Origin of the sequence: Nocardia sp. NPDC049737, from assembly GCF_040674755.1 — a bacterium.
Lineage (GTDB): Bacteria > Actinomycetota > Actinomycetes > Mycobacteriales > Mycobacteriaceae > Nocardia.
In genome coordinates, this window is record NZ_JBFANH010000018.1 from 1 (window position 1) to 16,379 (window position 16,379).

General features: G+C 63.6%; 17 protein-coding genes and 2 pseudogenes. 10 read left to right on the plus strand and 9 right to left on the minus strand.

Annotated elements, in window-relative coordinates:
• A pseudogene (locus AB0J47_RS23435) lies at positions 1–124 on the minus strand (hypothetical protein); the annotation flags it as partial.
• Between the two features lie 92 nt (positions 125–216).
• On the opposite strand from AB0J47_RS23435, the gene AB0J47_RS23440 reads away from it, so the two are divergent.
• The 3 genes from AB0J47_RS23440 (at position 217) to AB0J47_RS23450 (ending at position 2,571) form a co-directional block, all read left to right on the plus strand.
• Entirely contained in the window at positions 217–822 is a 606-nt protein-coding gene (locus AB0J47_RS23440; protein ID WP_364349600.1) for a TetR family transcriptional regulator, read from the plus strand.
• 219 nt (positions 823–1,041) lie between these two features.
• Positions 1,042–2,073, plus strand: a complete 1,032-nt coding sequence (locus AB0J47_RS23445; protein WP_364349603.1) for a MauE/DoxX family redox-associated membrane protein — start codon at positions 1,042–1,044, stop codon at positions 2,071–2,073.
• A 162-nt stretch (positions 2,074–2,235) separates the two neighbouring features.
• The gene (locus AB0J47_RS23450; protein WP_364349606.1) at positions 2,236–2,571 is read left to right on the plus strand and encodes a calmodulin; all 336 of its coding nucleotides are present in this window, start codon (positions 2,236–2,238) and stop codon (positions 2,569–2,571) included.
• Positions 2,572–2,694: 123 nt separating this feature from the next.
• Here AB0J47_RS23450 and AB0J47_RS23455 read toward each other — a convergent pair whose 3' ends face one another.
• Positions 2,695–3,975 carry a GNAT family N-acetyltransferase gene (locus tag AB0J47_RS23455; protein ID WP_364349609.1) on the minus strand — a complete coding sequence of 427 codons (1,281 nt, stop codon included), beginning with the start codon at positions 3,973–3,975 and terminating at the stop codon, positions 2,695–2,697.
• A 692-nt stretch (positions 3,976–4,667) separates the two neighbouring features.
• Here AB0J47_RS23455 and AB0J47_RS23460 point away from each other — a divergent pair.
• From AB0J47_RS23460 to AB0J47_RS23470, 3 genes and pseudogenes are all read left to right on the plus strand, one after another.
• A pseudogene (locus AB0J47_RS23460) lies at positions 4,668–4,790 on the plus strand (alpha/beta hydrolase); the annotation flags it as partial.
• A 79-nt stretch (positions 4,791–4,869) separates the two neighbouring features.
• A complete protein-coding gene (locus tag AB0J47_RS23465; protein WP_364349612.1) occupies positions 4,870–5,820 on the plus strand; it encodes a DUF5996 family protein in 951 nt (316 codons plus the stop codon).
• A 25-nt stretch (positions 5,821–5,845) separates the two neighbouring features.
• On the plus strand, positions 5,846–6,316 hold the full coding sequence (locus tag AB0J47_RS23470) for a VOC family protein (RefSeq protein WP_364349615.1): 471 nt from the start codon (positions 5,846–5,848) through the stop codon (positions 6,314–6,316).
• Positions 6,317–7,083: 767 nt separating this feature from the next.
• On the opposite strand, the gene AB0J47_RS23475 is transcribed toward AB0J47_RS23470, so the two are convergent.
• Positions 7,084–7,212: a CDGSH iron-sulfur domain-containing protein gene (locus tag AB0J47_RS23475; protein ID WP_364349618.1), complete on the minus strand. Its 129-nt coding sequence runs from the start codon at positions 7,210–7,212 to the stop codon at positions 7,084–7,086.
• Positions 7,213–7,411: 199 nt separating this feature from the next.
• Positions 7,412–7,918 carry a flavin reductase family protein gene (locus AB0J47_RS23480; RefSeq protein WP_364349621.1) on the minus strand — a complete coding sequence of 169 codons (507 nt, stop codon included), beginning with the start codon at positions 7,916–7,918 and terminating at the stop codon, positions 7,412–7,414.
• Between the two features lie 151 nt (positions 7,919–8,069).
• Between AB0J47_RS23480 and AB0J47_RS23485 the strand changes: the two genes are divergently transcribed.
• Entirely contained in the window at positions 8,070–8,492 is a 423-nt protein-coding gene (locus AB0J47_RS23485; protein WP_364349624.1) for a low affinity iron permease family protein, read from the plus strand.
• Between the two features lie 62 nt (positions 8,493–8,554).
• Here AB0J47_RS23485 and AB0J47_RS23490 read toward each other — a convergent pair whose 3' ends face one another.
• From AB0J47_RS23490 to AB0J47_RS23505, 4 genes are all read right to left on the minus strand, one after another.
• Positions 8,555–8,713, minus strand: coding sequence for a hypothetical protein (locus AB0J47_RS23490; protein ID WP_364349627.1), 159 nt, complete (start codon positions 8,711–8,713; stop codon positions 8,555–8,557).
• Between the two features lie 18 nt (positions 8,714–8,731).
• On the minus strand, positions 8,732–9,043 hold the full coding sequence (locus tag AB0J47_RS23495) for a DUF3467 domain-containing protein (RefSeq protein WP_364349630.1): 312 nt from the start codon (positions 9,041–9,043) through the stop codon (positions 8,732–8,734).
• 94 nt (positions 9,044–9,137) lie between these two features.
• Complete coding sequence (locus AB0J47_RS23500; protein WP_364349633.1) at positions 9,138–9,650, minus strand: hypothetical protein; 513 nt, start codon at positions 9,648–9,650, stop codon at positions 9,138–9,140.
• A 518-nt stretch (positions 9,651–10,168) separates the two neighbouring features.
• Positions 10,169–11,602, minus strand: a complete 1,434-nt coding sequence (locus AB0J47_RS23505) for an aminobutyraldehyde dehydrogenase (RefSeq protein ID WP_364349636.1) — start codon at positions 11,600–11,602, stop codon at positions 10,169–10,171.
• A gap of 496 nt (positions 11,603–12,098) precedes the next feature.
• On the opposite strand from AB0J47_RS23505, the gene AB0J47_RS23510 reads away from it, so the two are divergent.
• Positions 12,099–13,013, plus strand: coding sequence for a serine hydrolase (locus AB0J47_RS23510; protein ID WP_364349639.1), 915 nt, complete (start codon positions 12,099–12,101; stop codon positions 13,011–13,013).
• 300 nt (positions 13,014–13,313) lie between these two features.
• Here the strand turns inward: AB0J47_RS23510 and AB0J47_RS23515 are convergent, their stop codons facing one another.
• Entirely contained in the window at positions 13,314–14,309 is a 996-nt protein-coding gene (locus tag AB0J47_RS23515) for an alpha/beta hydrolase (protein WP_364349642.1), read from the minus strand.
• 208 nt (positions 14,310–14,517) lie between these two features.
• Between AB0J47_RS23515 and AB0J47_RS23520 the strand changes: the two genes are divergently transcribed.
• Both AB0J47_RS23520 and AB0J47_RS23525 read left to right on the plus strand, forming a co-directional pair.
• The gene (locus AB0J47_RS23520; protein ID WP_364349645.1) at positions 14,518–16,131 is read left to right on the plus strand and encodes a GMC family oxidoreductase N-terminal domain-containing protein; all 1,614 of its coding nucleotides are present in this window, start codon (positions 14,518–14,520) and stop codon (positions 16,129–16,131) included.
• Positions 16,131–16,325: a hypothetical protein gene (locus AB0J47_RS23525; protein WP_364349648.1), complete on the plus strand. Its 195-nt coding sequence runs from the start codon at positions 16,131–16,133 to the stop codon at positions 16,323–16,325. The genes AB0J47_RS23520 and AB0J47_RS23525 overlap by 1 nt, the downstream gene beginning before the upstream one ends.
• The last annotated feature ends 54 nt before the right edge of the window (positions 16,326–16,379 follow it).

A 16,379-nucleotide genomic window follows, 5' to 3' on the forward strand; every position in this document is an offset into this window, starting at 1 on the left:
GATTCAAGAAGATCACCGGTACGCCGGTATCGGGCCCCAACTCGCGGTACGCGAACCGCGTTGCACCGACCAGCACGGATTTCGACGGCGCATCTTTGTACAAGGTGCCGCTGGCACTAGTCATGACTTCCTCCTATTGTAAACCGATTAGTGTACTTTCAATGGTGACCCTACCCTCGAGCGTCCAACTTGTAAACAGATCGGTATACTTGCTTCATGACTTCGCTCACCGATACTCAGGAACCAACCCGTCGGGGAGGGCGTGGCGCGCGTCAGCGCATCCTGAAGGCAGCTGCCGAACTGTTCTATAACGAGGGCATCAACACCACTGGTGTCGAACTGATCGCGACCAAAGCATCCGTGTCGAAAAGAACTCTCTACCAACACTTCCCGAGTAAGACCGCGTTGGTGGAAGAGTATCTGCGTATGCTCCGTCAAGCCGCGGGCAACCTAACCGATGAGCCGTCAGCGGACTCCGATTCGAACCCGCGTGCGCTGCTGCTCGCTTTATTCGACACCCCCGATGCCGCGGATACACCGATGCGTGGCTGCCCATTTCACAATGCGGCGGTTGAGGCAGCCGAGGCCATGCCCGGTGTTCAAGACATCATCCACGCGCACAAGCGGCACTACATCGACGGACTCACCGAACTCGCCCGACGAGTCGGCGCCGCAGACCCAGAGCTGCTGGGCAACCAGCTCGCCGTCCTATACGAGGGGGCGGCCGCGCTATCCACCTCCCTCAACGATCCGGCACCCTGGACGCACGCCCGAGCAACAGCCGAGGCACTCATAAACCAAGCAACGCACGAATTCGCCTGACCAGCAAGCCGCCGACACCGAGCCCGCCACTGCTCTAAAGACAGGTCATCAGCGGTTTTCAGTATGCCGCCAGTGTCGAGACGTGCGCGCTCAGGTGGGACACAGCGAAATCAGCCGGGCATGAAAATGCTTCTGACAAGAGTAGACCTTCGCAACACCTCGAATACTCTTCCGGCGATTCCGAATTCGAATAACCGCGGATGTGGGAGGGTGCGGCCCATGCTGATCGAATACGGGGTGTGGGTTACGCGGTTGGCGCTCGCCGTGGTGTTCGGGTTGTCGGCCTGGGGGAAGCTGGCCGATCGCGCCGGTACGCGGCAGGCGGTGGGGGAGTTCGAGGTGCCGGTGCGGTGGGTGCCCGCCGTGGCGTGGGGGCTGCCGGTCGTCGAGGCGGTATTGGCGGTCGGCGTCGTCCTGTCGTGGACGGCCGTCGCGGCGGCGGTCGGCGCGCTGCTCCTGCTGATGGTCTTCACGGTGGTCATGGTCGGCTTGTTGCGGCGCGGCAAGCGTCCCGCATGCTCATGCTTCGGCGCGGCGAGTACGACGCCGATCGGCGCGCGCAGCATCGTGCGCAACGGTGTGCTGATGATGCTCGCGGCGTTGGTCCTGTGGGGCGCGTTGGCCCGTCCCTCGGTGCCCGCCGGACTGGCTGCCGATGCCGCGACGGGGCTCGCATTCGGTGCGCTGCTGTGCGGGGTCCTCGGGTGGCTGGTCGCCCAGGTCGGCGCGCTGCGGCGTCGGCTGGACGAGCAGGCGCTCTCGACGCTGGGGGCCGAGGGTTTGCCGGTCGGCTCGGTCGCGCCGGAGTTCGAGTTGCTCGATGTCTCGGGTGCCCGCACGAACCTCGCGGATCTGCTCTCGGGTGGCCGGGCAGTGCTGCTGGTGTTTGTGCACCCGGGCTGTGAGATGTGCGCCGCGCTGGCCCGCGAGCTGCCGCGGTGGCGGGCGCGCACGGCCATGACCATGGTCGTCGTCGGAAACGGTGATGCCGATGAGCAGGCAGTTTGGGGTGTCGAACAAGGTCTGGGCGAGATCCCGTCGCTGGTGCAGCAGGGCAACGAGGCCGCGCTGCGATATCGCGTCCGCGGTACACCGTCGGCTGTGCTGATCGACGCTGAGGGCAGGGTCGCCGCGCCTGTCGCGCGGGGCGCTATCGCGATCCGTGAGTTGATCCTCGCCGGGAAATCGATCCGAGCCCAGCTTTCCTCTCGAAGCAACGGCCACCACGCCGCTAACCAGGGTCGGAATTGACCCTCAGCCAGGTTAGCTACGTCGAAAACCGGCTGCCAGTCGAAATTGTTTGTCGCACAGAGATTTTCGTATACAACAGTGCTCTCCCGTCGATACGATGCTGAGTGCATCGATGCAGAACCGCGCGCGACCCCCATCCACCACTTTTGGCAGGGAGATGTCATGGCGGACTTCGCATTCACCGATTATTCCGGCAAGGAATTCGTCATCCGGCTCAATAACGAACAGCGCATCGAGGAAGCGCGTCGGATCCTGTCTGGCGATGAGCAGATGTCGATCCATGTCATGGGACGCATCAGGAAGCAGGAGGTCGACTACAACCCGGGTTGGAGCTTCCACCTCGACCCGGACACGATCACCTTCTTCACCATGGCGATCGAGGTCTGTGACTCGTCAATCTCCTACCTCGAGGATCACCTGGACGAGGCTTGCGGTGCTTTCCTACCGGGTTGCTTCTGGTGTCCGTGGTCGTCCCGACTTACTCGAGAGATCCGCTGATCGCGACGCCGTAGCCGAGACCCCGGTCGAGTGCTTTCGGCCGGGGTCCGCGGGTGCCTCCACCACTGAAGCCCTACTCACGACCGCAATCTGCAAGGCGGAGCTGAACTGAGACGGCGGGCCTCAGAGTCTGGTGTAGTTCGCTTGGTCGTGTTCGAACGCGGTCAGGATGTCCGGTGTCAAAGTCAGGCGGGTGTTGGCAATGGCGGTGAGGTAGTCCTCGAGGTTGACGGGTTTGTTCGTTCCGTCGCGCATCGCGCGTTCGAACGCCGATTGTGCACCGGCACGGGCTGCGTACTCGATGTCGGCGGGAGTGAAGTGGGCTGTAACGCGCACCAGATGGCCGAGGTCGACGTTCTCGGCGGCGGGGCCGAGGTAGCGCCGCCAGATCGCTTCGCGGGCGGGTTCATCAGGTGGACCGACCGGTATCACGTAGTCGAAGCGGCCCGGCCGTAGGAAAGCCGAGTCCAACGAACGAACCGAGTTGGTGGCGCAGATCAGCAGGCGGCTGTAATCCTCTCGGAATGCCGGAATCAGCTTGAGAAGCTCGTTCGTTACTCCATGCGCCGCGCTGGTCGCCGTCCCCTCGCGTGCGCCCGCGATCTCCTCCACCTCGTCGATGAACAACAGAAGTTCGTCGAGTTCGGCCAAGTCCGCGAACACCTCACGCAAGGACGCCGCGAGCCCGCCGCTTGCCGTCGCGGCCAACCGAGACGGGAACAACTCGACGAACGGCCACTCCAGTCTCGAGGCGACCGCTTTCGCGAAACTGGTTTTTCCGGTGCCCGGCGGACCGAACAAAATCACGCTCTTGGGTGGCCGAACCCGATAACGCTCCGCGACATCCGGGTTCGCCAACGGCAACACGATCCGTCGTTCGATGATTTCTTTCTCGCGGTCCATCCCCGCCATCGACTGCCACAACCCGGGTGGCAGCAGCCGCCCACCCAGCTCGGTCAGCAAATAAGACTGCGCGGGTGCCAACGGTTCCAGCAGTTCGTAGTAGACCAGACCGGTCCTGTGCTGATATCCGGAATTCTCGAACGCGACCGACCCGGTCGCATCCTGTGGGAGGAGCGTGCAGATCCGCCGCACGCCGTTCGACCGCAGCCGCCGCTCCAGTTCGGTCAGCAGCGCACTACCGATACCGCGCTGCCGCCACTGCGCACCCAGGGCCACCAGCAGGACCCAGGCACGCTCGCTGTGGATCTGGGCGACGGCCATTCCGACAATTTCTTCCCCGACCTCCGCCACCACCGCCGGCTGCCCTGCTCGCGCGGACGCCAGCACCTCCGCCAACGCGAACACCGGCTCCTCCCCGGTCGCCCGTCGGCTCTGTTCCCAGATCTGGATTGCCTGATCCAGATCATCGTCACGAAATTCACGCAGTCGCCATACCGGCATACGCACCTCGAACTGCCATTGGAGTGGGCCAACTGAGACGCTCTTTCAGTAAACACCCATAGAGGGTGTGAGCAAGGCAGGGCGCGAACCTCGGGAAATACAAATCGGCGTGACGTCCATCGCAGGAATCACGTCGTCCGTCGGGCTGGCCGGTCTCATCCAGACCGCGCTGCCGCTCGATCGAGGAATGCAGCGCAGCGGCCAGTAGCGCTCGGGTGTTTGTTCGCGGTTTGGTCAAGGCATGGCAGGGGGAAGCCGAGGGTGGCGACCTCCCGCTGGCCTGCCATGAGCGACCGACCATGTCGTCACTCCGGCGCTCCTGCGCGAATCCCCTCGGGGCCAGCGTTGAGGATGATGCCTTACTGACGAATCAGGCCATCGCTGGCGGGCGGGCATTTACACTGGTCGAGTGGGGCCTGGGTCATTAAAATCTGTTGGCCTCTACCCAGCCGTCGTCGTTCTGGCCATAGGTCCGCAGCCGCAACGGCGGAAACCTGTCTGTGCACCTGCTCGCGGGGTTCTGCCTGGCGGGGCGTCAGCTGGGGCGCGCTTCGCCGAGTTCAGCGGTCAATTCCGGCTGGACAGCTGCTGACATTTCGGGTCGTCATTTGCTGACACGGTTGTCGTGCGGCGGGCTCCACTGGATCGGACAGCTGACGTGGCAGTGGGGTGAGCCCGATACCGTACCGGCCTCCGGCCCGTTGTCCGGGCAGCTTCTCGAGAACGGTGCGCAGAAGACCTATAAGGACTTCCCGCGCGGCATGCCAACCACCCAGATCGTCAACGCGGACCTGCTCGCTTTCCCGAGTGCCTGATACCAGGCCGACGCCCGCAGCACCACGGCATCCGCACCGCGACCGGCACCGAAACCGACAGACGGACCAAGGAGGTCTGATGGTCGAGACCACTCGCACGGAGATCGCGTCGTCGCGACGCTGGCCGCAGTTGCGGGTCGAGGAGTGGACCGCTACCCGCGACACGGTGCATATGTGGACCCAGATCATCGGCAAGATTCGACTCGCTCATGCCCCGATGATCAACCACTGGTGGCAGGTCACCCTCTACGTCAGCCCACGGGGTTTGACCACCTCCGCGATGCCCTACGAGGCCGGTGTGTTCGACATCGAGTTCGACTTCAATGAGCACCGGTTGCACATACGAGCCAGTGATGGCGGCGCCCGTCAAGTCGCGCTCGAACCCAAGCCGGTTGCGGATTTCTATGCCGAAACGATGAGTGCGCTCGACGAACTCGGCATAGCGGTACAGATTCAGGCGAAGCCCAACGAGGTCGATCCTGCGATCCCGTTCGCCGACGACTATGCGCATGCTTCTTATGATCGCGACGCCGTGCATCTGTTCTGGCGCCAACTCGTCGCGGCCCATCGAGTAATGAGCGAGTTTCGTTCGCATTTCATCGGCAAAGTGAGCCCGGTGCACTTCTTCTGGGGCGCCATGGATCTGGCCTGTACCAGGTTCTCCGGCCGCACCGCGCCGAAGCATCCGGGCGGCGCACCCAACTGCGGTAATTGGGTGATGGTGGAGGGCTACTCCCACGAGTTGAGTAGCTGCGGTTTCTGGCCGGGTGGTGGCGACGAAGGCGCCTTCTACGCCTACGCCTATCCCGAACCCGACGGCTTCGCCGACTATCCGGTCGGTCCTCGGCACGCCTTTTACAGCGCCGATAACGGCCAGTTTCTGCTGCCCTACGAGGCGGTACGCACCGCCGCAGATCCGGAACGAACCCTTCTGGAATTCCTGCACACCACCTATCAAGCGGCCGCTGAACGCGGCAAGTGGGACCGAGCAGCACTCGAATGCGATCCGCACCGGTGGGCCCAGAAATAGCGAACACTGAACCCAGGAGGGAATCGTGACCAATCGGAACGACCTACCTGCTCCCGAACAGGGACTGCTCCTGACGCATTTCTTGACCGTGCGCGACGTCGCTCGCTCCCGAGATTTTTACACCGAAGTTTTCGGCGGCCGGGTCGTGCTGGCGGAGAACCCGGCCATCGTGAAGGTCGCCAACAGTTGGATCATCCTGAACCCGGGCGGCGGCCCGACCCCGGACAAGCCCGACGTCACTCTGGCTTCCCCTGAACCAGGTGATCCGATCTCGTCATTCTTGAATGTGCGGGTCGCCGACATCGCCGCGTTCTACTCCGACGCCAAATCCAAAGGGGCACAATTCCTCACCGAACCACTCGACCGCAAAGCCGAGATCCGGTGCTATCTCCGCGACCCAGACGGCTACCTCATCGAGATCGGCCAGGCCACCGGCATGCTCCGCGGCATATACGCCGACCGACATGCGGGGGGCGCTGAAATCGGAGAAAGATAGAGGCTCCGGCAAATGCCGAGCGAATGCGCGGCCGAGTCGTTCACGCTGGCCCGATTTGGTCGTCACATCGTCATCACGATGGCTTGACTGAGGTTGGATCGGGCATCACGCTTGAAATGCAGAGTAGATAATCCAGCGCTCTATCAGAGGAGACGATGGAGGTATGTCTAGCAAACATCTATCTGAAGAGCCCCAATCGGAGCGAGGAGCCAAAGGCTCGCGAGACACCGGGTCGGATATTCAGGGCGGCGGATCGGCGGATCGCCCGGTCGGCACATTCGACCAAGAAGAAGTCACCTCAACACGCGACCACAACCCGACGGACGACACCATCGGCACGACCGGGACCGTCCCTCCGGGAGACGCGGAACCGGCCATACCGCCCTACGAAGGCCGCCAAACGAGCGCCGAAAGAATTGCCAGTAGCAGTGCGGGCGAGGGGACCGGCGCCAACACCGCGGGCGCTGTACATCCGGTGAGCGACTCGAAGTTCAAAGCGCCTGACCCCGATGACACTCCCGGAGGGGCCACCGCGTCCCCGGCTGACGAGCAACCGGCATCGCAGGCCCCGGAAACCGAAGCCGCCGACGAGGGTGTAGAGGGCGGCCATCAGAGCGGCGTACGCAGAGCCGAGGACCAGCCCCGCGAATCCAGGCCGCAGTGACACAGTAGTTCAACGACGGCGAGCACCCGGTCGCTCAACTCATCATCGGTCCGGACGACCGGGGGTCGGGTAACCACGCCTCGATGGCGTGACGCCAGCCGTGTCAGCGGCCGTCCTGGCGGAGGCAGGGCAAGGTCTTGCTCCGACGGCACCTACACACAGCCACCAGGAACCGATCCGAATGCACCGTCGTGCCGTCCTCGCGCATCAGCTCGACCGGCCCCTGGACCAACGCGGGACCATCGGTGACGAAGGTGATTTATCGCCGATCAGGATCCGAGGCGGCCGTCACGCGCTGCGGCCCGACGCCGCGTTCCTTGGGGATGTCAACCTGCTGAGGCATTGGGTACGGCGTAACCAACACTGGCTGGCGCGTCTCCGCATTTCCGAATGCAACGAAACCCCTGGTAAGCCGACGCTTTACGTGGGTGTTAAGCCGGGTGACCGGGCTCGAGGTCGGCGACAGAGCTCCATCGCACCGCATCAACTGTTCGACCGGGCGCGTATCCAGCTTCGGGTGCCAAGACCAGGCCCACATGGTCACCGAAGTCGTTGCGAGCCTGGATCGTTCCGGAAAACCATGCGACCGCGTCCACCAACACAGGTACTCCGTTCGGGCCGACCCGCCATCGGCACCGGCTGAATTTATCGACCTCGTCGCCGGTCTCCGCACCGAACAGTTGCGCCAGCGCGAGGTTGTCTCGATCGACCAGGTGCACCGACATATATGCGGCTCCCGTGGCGGTCCGGTATGTGTGGTTGTTCTTCGACAAACAGACCAGAAACCGTGCCGGATCGATACTTACCTGCGACGCGAACCCCACCAGACAACCACTGCGCTCATCCCCGACCGCGACCGTCACGATGAACACCGGGGCATCGGCCATGGCCACCATTGACTCGAACGCGCTGGGACCGTCTACCGGAGCATCCGACATCGTGTGTGTATATCAGACCGCTGTTGACTTCGGCCGCGACTGTCTATGAGCACGTCTCCGCTGGCGCGAGGTTGTTTGCGCGCCGACGGCGCGGCTATGCGTGTCACAGGGCGGTGAGCTGCCCGGTACGTTGTCTGGAAGGGCGGGTTCGATGCAGGACAATCCACAGCAAGCCGACCAAGAGCCCGGCACGATGCCGTCGGATGTGCGGGGCCGGTTGACGATTTTCGACCGCTTCGCAACGGCAGCTGCCGCTTTTGCCTCCAAGGCCGGATTCTTCGTTTTCTGCGTGCTCCTGGTTTTGGTGTGGGCACCGACGTTCCTGGTAATGCCGAGTATCGACACATGGCAACTGGTGATCAACACAGCCACCACTATCGTCACTTTTCTCTTGGTAGCGCTGCTGCAGAACACGCAATCTCGTGCCGACGAAGCCGTTCAGCAGAAACTCAACGCCATCGCGGACGCCCTCGCCGACTTCATGGGCGAACTCCGCACCGAGCATCCAGAACTCGACCGCCACCGCAAAGAACTCGCCGACGCAGTAGGTCTGGAAAAACGAGAATCGACCTGATCGGCGGCGCTAAACAGAGCGCTCGAGACCCAGCGCCGCGAGGTCGATGAGACCGGCAGCGCTCATTCGAAGGCGGGTTGGTCTGCGCGTTCTGGCGTGGTGGTGGTGACGTGGTAGCGGCGGCCCGCGATCTTGGCGGGCCGGTAGCAGATGGCGGAGTCGATCACGACTGCCCGGTCGCGTGGGCTCGCGAGGATAATGATGGGACTGGATAGGAGCATCGTTTTTCTCCTGTCCGGTTATTCTCCGAGGTGGGTAATCGGGCCGAACTGGTGTTCATAGTTGCTCATGCTGTCGTTCAAGATCTGCATCAGCCGGAAGATCATCGCCGGCGGGAACTTCACCCTCGACACCACTTGAGCCGGTTGCCGCATCACCGGCTGACCGGCGTCGTCGACACCCTGATCGGTCGGCAGATATACGAGGAAGTCGAGGGTGAAGTCGGTCCGGTTGTACCAGCAGGTGAACCCGTTGGAGTAGGCACCGGCGCTCATCACCTCCGGCACGATCACCTCGACGTCGTTCGGGGGCGGCAGAGTCGGTTCGTTCATCCGCGGTCACCTTTCACCGGTCGACGAAAAGAGCACATCGCTGGGCGGTGGCCCCTTTCGTCGACACGTCGTTCATCGACAGCAGATTCGGTGACTAGCGGAACTGTGCCTGGCGTGCCTGCTCGCGAAGGTGATGCAGCTGCATTTCCCACTGCCCGGACCGGTCCTGGGTACGGCTGGCCTGATCCTCGGCCTGCTGGGCCAACTGGCTGGCCTGCTCGGCCTGATCCTGTGCCGACTGAGCCCGCTGGTTGGACTGGTTGGCCTCGCCCTGTGCCTGCTGGGCCTGGCTCTGCGCCCGATCGGCCTCGCCTTGGGCCTGCTGAGCCTGGTTTTGCGCCTGCTGGGCTTGTTGGCGGGCCTGCTGGGCCTGCTGGTTGGCTTGGTTGGCCTCGTGCTGGGCGATTTGCGCCTGGTGCTGGACTTGACGGGTCTGGTGTTGCGCCTGCCGGGCAAGGTTCTGTGCCTGCTGGGCGTACTGACGAGCGCTTTGAGCTTCCTGCCGCGCCTCATCGATCTGAAGCCGCAGCACCATCTCGATGTCCCGAAGGTTCTGCATGTCGAGCACGTCGCCACGCTTGCTGTCAGTGCTTGTTTCCTGAGCCATATGAGCTTCCCTCCAAGGGTTGGTTGAGTGGACAGACTCGATTGACCGAACTCATTCTGACCGAAGATCAACACCCTGTCAGCAACTTCACTGCAACCGTTTGGTAATGGACGTGAACGCGTCGGGTCGATCCAGCTCCGGTTGCGTTCATTGGTCCGCGACCGGGCTACGGTCGCCGATACAGGTATGACTTCTCTGCTGATCGGCGCGACCAGCCAGCATGATTAGTGTCATGCCGATCTACCTTCGCTCCCGCTCAGCTATGACGTGGTTATCTAGTCGGTGTGTCGATGTGTCGCATCGCCGAACCGTATTCGGGACACTCGGTCACTGGCACTCGGCGGTAGCAAAAACAGGATTTGTTGATGCGGGCATGGATCTCATCGGTCGAACCCTGGAAGGTGACATGACGCCCCCACGTCGCCGCGGCCGCAGTGTTCGGGGTGCCTGACGAGAAGATCGTGGTCTCGGATTCCGGCCCACGCAAACGAGTTCGGAAGTGCGGCGCGGTAGCTGACCTAGTCGATCTTGGCCATCACATGCTTGACGCGGGTGTAGTCCTCCAGCCCGTACATCGACAGGTCCTTGCCGTGCCCGGACGACTTGAACCCGCCGTGCGGCATCTCGGCGATCAGCGCGGTGTGGGTGTTGATCCACACGCAGCCGAAGTCGAGCGCGGCCGACACGCGGAGCGCCCTCGACACATCCTTGGTCCACACCGAGGATGCCAGCCCGTATTCGACGCCGTTGGCCCACCGGATCGCCTCGTCTTCGTCGGTGAACGACTGCACGGTGATCACCGGGCCGAATATCTCGTTCTGGCTCAGTCGGTCGGCCTGCCGCAGCCCACCGATGACCGTCGGCTCGACGTAATACCCGTGGTCGCCCTGCCGGTGCCCACCGGCCACGACCGAAGCGTGATCGGGCACCTCATCGAGGAAACCGAGCACCCGCTGTAGTTGGTTGGCGTTATTGACAGGTGGCACCCAGGCGTTCTCGTCCTCGGTGGCTTTGCCGAACGTCGTTGTGGCATTGCCGGCCTGCTCGGCCAGCGCCGCGGTCAGATCTTCGGCCACCGATGCGTGGCCGAGCACCCGGGTGGCCGCCGTGCAATCCTGCCCGGCGTTGAAATAGCCGGAGGCCGTGATGCCCGCGGCGGCAGCAGCGATATCGGCGTCGGGGAACACGATTACCGGTGCTTTGCCACCCAACTCCAAATGCGTGCGCTTGAGGTGGGTTCCGGCCGACTCCGCGACCGCACGGCCTGCGGCCAACGAACCGGTGATCGATACCATCTGCGGGGTCGGATGCGCGACCACCGCCGCACCGGTCACCCTGTCACCGGTTACCACGTTGAGCACGCCTGGCGGCAGGTGCTCGGCGGCCAGTTCGGCCAGCATCACCGTCGTCACCGGGGTGGTGTCGCTCGGCTTGATCACCACGGTGTTTCCCGCCGCGATCGCGGGAACAAACTTCCAGATTGCCATCATCATCGGGTAATTCCACGGCGTCACCTGTCCGATGACGCCGATCGGCTCCCGGCGGATCCACGATGTATGGCCCGCCAGGTACTCGCAGGCCGACTTGCCCTCGAGTACCCGTGCCGCCCCCGCGAAGAATCGGATCTGGTCCAGCATCTGCGGGATCTCTGCGGCCAAGGTGAGGTGCTTCGGCTTGCCAGTGTTGCGGCCCTCGGCCGCAACGAGCGTGTCGGCGGCGTTCTCCACCTCGTCGGCGAAATCCAACAGCGCCTTCTGGCGGCCGGACGGCGTTGTGCGCTTCCAGTCGCAGAATGCCTTGGCCGCCGCTGCGTACGCGTTGTCGATGTCCTGTTCGGTGGACACCGGGGCGGTGCCGTACTGATCGCCGGTGGCAGGGTCGACGAGGGCCATCGTCGCACCGCCGACCGAGTCGACGAGCTTACCGTCGATGAAGTTCTGGACCATTACCATGAAGCCTCCTCGATAGCTCTGTTCAGTCGCCAACTCTCTGACGTGGAACGTTTCACCCGCCCTTGTCTATGCTGACGTAGCGTCCCGACAAGATCCGCTCGTTCGATCACGATGCGGCTGCTATTCAGCTCGAGCTCTTCAAGCGTTCTCGGCTGATCGCGAACCGTGGTCGAGTTTGTCGAGCGGTAGTCCGCACGCAAGGTTGCTGTGCCACCCCGGGGCGTCGCGTGCGGGAAAGCGATCCTCGACGCCGCCGAGGCGCTGCGGGGTACGAGTCTGCGACGCTCGAGGCGGTCGGTGAGCGGGCATCAGCACACGAAGGTGCCGCCGTTGGGGCGCTGATCCGGCCAGGCGGGTGGGGCGCTTCTCCAGGAAGGCCGCCATTCCTTCCCGAGCGCATCCTGGATTAGCCGATTGCATGCTGACGCCAGCGCGGCGCGGTTGTTCGGTCGGTGAAATCCCACTGGTTGACGGTGTCGCACGGCAGAATGCGGCCATGCGGACATTTGCTCGATTGTTGCAGACGGCGGTCGCCGGGGCGCTGGTCGTGGTCGCCGGTCATGGCGTCACGGCCGCCCCCGCCGCGAGCGAGGCCCATATTCAGTTGCCCTGGCTGACTTCTGAGCCGGACGCAGTGCAGGCGCCGGGAGCAGCGCTGGCAGACGGAATCACCGGGACGGTGCTCTGGTCGCGGCAGCCGAATACCCCGGTCCCGATAGCCAGCATCGCTAAGGTGATGACGGCATTGGTTGTGATCAACGCCGGCGACCTCGACCGGACCATCACCGTGCCGCAAGAAATCATCGCCTACGGCACCAAGTACGACGGAAGCAACGCGGGCCTGGTCCCCGGCGAGGTGCTCACCGCCCGACAGCTCCTGTACGCGATGATGCTGCCGTCCGGCTGCGACGCCGCCTATACCCTTGCCGAGGCATACGGACCCGGCCAAGACGGCTTCATCGCCAAAATGAACGACACCGCGCATCAAATGGGCCTTGTGGGAACACATTTCACCGATCCCAGCGGGCTGCCCGCCCCCACCGACTACTCCACCTACTCCACACCGACGGACCTGGTGGCCCTCGGCCTGCGCGCCATGAGCCTGCCAGTGTTTCGCGACATCGCCAGGTCGCAGAGCTATCACCTGCCCGCCGGCCCGGACAACCGCGCGCACCTCTGGCAGAGCACGAACAGGCTGCTGCACGAATATCCCGGCACTATCGGCATCAAAACCGGATCCACCGACGCCGCCGGAACCTGCCTGCTGTTCGAGACGGTCAGGGCAGGAATACCGCTCATAGGTGTGGTCCTGCACAGCTCACCCGACAGTGCCGTCGCCGCAAAGGACGACGCCGAGCGCATGTTGAACTGGGCCTACGGCCCGATCCTGAGCGCGCTGCCGATCAGTTAGCGTCGAATGCGGCAGGCCGCCTGCGGATCCCGGTGCGCACCAGGACGATCCGCGGCCACACGACGACCGTGTCCGCCGCCCGCCGCTCCTGCGTTATCGCCGGCGTGCTGGAGCTTTCGCCGGCGGAGTACTTGCGCTGGTCCACGAGTAGTGAACGAGTCTCCGACGCTGGGGCTTTCGCACCCGCAGGTCGAAGCGCTCCTTGCGGCGGCGCGAGATTCGGCCCAGCGATTTCGCATTGGTGACGATGCTGTCGCCGGGTAATCGGCCGCTGCGCTGTCGAAGGCAGTACGCCACAGCTCAGATCCGGTCTCGGTCCAGTGCAGGCTGCGGAGCGACGTAGGTGGCGGCCGCGTGGCGGAACCAGCGTTCCCGTGACCGCAAGGCCCGCCGGCTCACCTCGGCGCGGGGTACCAGACGGTCGAAGCCGTGCCAGCAACCCGGGTAAACCTCGAAGTCCACCGGCACCCCGCAAGTACGCAAACCATCCACATAAGCGACTGTCTCGTCCAGGAACGGCTCGAGTTCGCCGACGTAGGTGAAAGTGGGTGGCAGGCCCCGCAGATCGATTGCGCGGGCGGGCGCGGCATATATCGGAACACGTTGTGTCCCATAAAGATCGCGTAGATACAGCTTCCATGCGGTCACCAAGGTGACGGTGTCGAGCATTGGGGCGTCATTGTCACACGAGGAGGCAGTGCAAACCCGGTCGTCGATCATCGGGTAGATCGGCATCTGGAAGGCGATATTCACCTCACCGCGGTCGCGGGCGAGCAGTGTCAGCGCGGCCGTCAGTCCGCCACCCGCACTCTCGCCTGCCACGACCAGCTGATCGGGACGAATACCGAGCCGAAACGCGTTGTCGCGCATCCAGATCAGCGCGGTGTAGCAATCGTCCAGAGCCGCGGGATACGGCTGTTCGACGCTGCGTCGATAGTCCGGGGCGAGGATGACACATCCGGTCTTGACGACCATCCGGCGATAGACCGCGACATCCTGTTCGGGCCGTCCGAGGAAGTAGCCGCCGCCATGCAGCCAGAGCACGCCGGTGGCGGCGGGGGTCGGTTCGAGCGGCGAGTAGATCAGCATCCGCAGCCGGGTGCCATCGCCTCGCTCGATGCCGACCTGTCGCACCCGCATCGTTCTCGACACACCGATGCGTGCCAGCGGCGCCACCGCGTCGACGAGCTCGGCCGTCCGCCGCAATCGCCGTTCATCGTGCGAGGACATCAACCGGCGAATCCACACGCCGGTGCGCCGCAACTGCTTGTCGATCATCGCGTCGCTGATTTTCATGCCGAACCTCCCGAAGGTGCGGTGACGCTATCACACAAGCGGAACCATATACGAACAACTGTCCAGACAGCTGATCGGTCAATGTGGGCGTCAATCCGTCCTGCTCACAAGGCGCAGTGTTGATTTGGAAGTCTGTCCGGAATAGCATCCAGACGCATGTCCTGAAGCGCATTACCCTCGATCAGGACGTGAGCAGACAGGCGAAATCATGAGCGAAGCCGACTACATCGTCGTAGGCGCGGGCAGCGCCGGCGCCGTCATCGCGGGCCGACTGGCCGAGCACGGTGCCAACGTGCTCCTGCTGGAGGCGGGACGTGCGGACAACACCCGACTGGTCACCAGCCCCGGGCTGATCACGATGGTCCACACCATTCCGGCGCTCAAAAAACAAGTGTGCTGGAAGCAGTACTCGATACCGCAGAAGCACGCCAACAACCGCACAATCCCCATGACCCGCGGAAAGGTGCTCGGCGGCTCTAGCTCGGTCAACGGCATGCTTTACGTACGCGGAAATCGAGCAAACTTCGATTCTTGGGCAGCGCAAGGCAATACCGGCTGGACCTACGAGCAGATCCTGCCCGCCTACAAGCGCCTCGAGAACTGGGAGGGCGGCCCCGACGCCTATCGCGGCGCCGGAGGGCCCATCCAGGTCACCCGCCAGAAGGACCTCACCCCGATCGGTGAAGAGTTCATGACCGCATCGTCCGAAACGCTCGGGACACCGATTATCGAGGACTACAACGGCGAATCACAGGAAGGCATCTCGATCTTCCAGCAGAGTGTCTGCAATGGCTTGCGCTACAGCTCTTCTCGCGCATTCATCACCGAACGGCCGAGTGCGGGCCTGCAGGTCATCACGCGGGTCCACGTGACCCGCATCGTTATCGACAACGGCCGCGCCACCGGCGTCGAAATCCAGGAGAACAACGGCGCGCGCCGAATCGTCCACGCCGGCAAGGAGATCATCGTTTCCGGCGGCGTGATCGGCTCCCCGCAACTGCTCATGCTCTCTGGCATCGGCCCGGCAGCACACCTTCGTGAACTCGGAATCACCGTGCACGCGGATCTACCGGTAGGCCAGAACCTGCACGATCACATGTTCGTGCCCATGACCTACATCTCCAAGAAAGCCATCCACCGCGGCATACCCACGTATTTCGCCCGCGCGCTGCTGCGCGAACTGCGCCGTCCGGGCAGTTGCTGGATGGGGCGCACCGTGTTCGAGGCCGTCGGCTTCGTCAAGACCAGATTCGCCGAGGCCGGGTACCCGGATATGCAGCTGCACAGTCTGCCGTGGAACTATCCGGTGCCCAATCAGGACGAGGACAAGATGTACCTGGTGGAGCGCCGCCCCGCACTGACGGTGCTGCCCAGCCTGATCTATCCGAAGAGCCGTGGTGAGCTGAAATTGGCCTCGACGGACCCTTTCGCCGCGCCACTCATCGACCCCGGCTATCTGAGCGATCCCCGCGATACCGAATTCCTGATCGAAGGCATCAAAATCGTCCGGGAAATCATGGCGCACAAGAGTATTGCCGGTGACATCGTCGAGGAGCACACGCCCGGCAGGGAACTGATGGACGAATCCGCGCTGCGCCGGGAACTGCCCAACCGGGTGCATTCGATCTATCATCCGGTCGGCACATGCCGCATGGGCGTCGATGAGGCGGCCGTGGTCGACCCCGCGCTGAAGGTGCGCGGCATCGAAGGTCTACGGGTCGCTGACGCTTCGATCATGCCGAGCATCACGGGCGGCAATACCAACGCGCCGTCGCTCATGATCGGTGAGAAGTGCGCGGAGCTACTCGGTGCCGTCGGCTGATGCCCGTGGCCATGGTGGCCGCCGCGATCTTGGTCGCGCTGATTCCGATAGCCACCAATCTGCCTGCCTTGGCGGCGCTCGGGCTGCTGTGCGCGGTGCTCGTGGTGCTCATCGCGACTGGAGCGCTCGAGTACCTGCTGACATCAATCGATGTCAGCCCGGCAGCGGGTGCGCCTGGAAGAAATCCCAGATGATCTGATCGGTGTTGATCGATGGCCGCAGTGTGCTCGGTTTGTCGACTTGGGCAC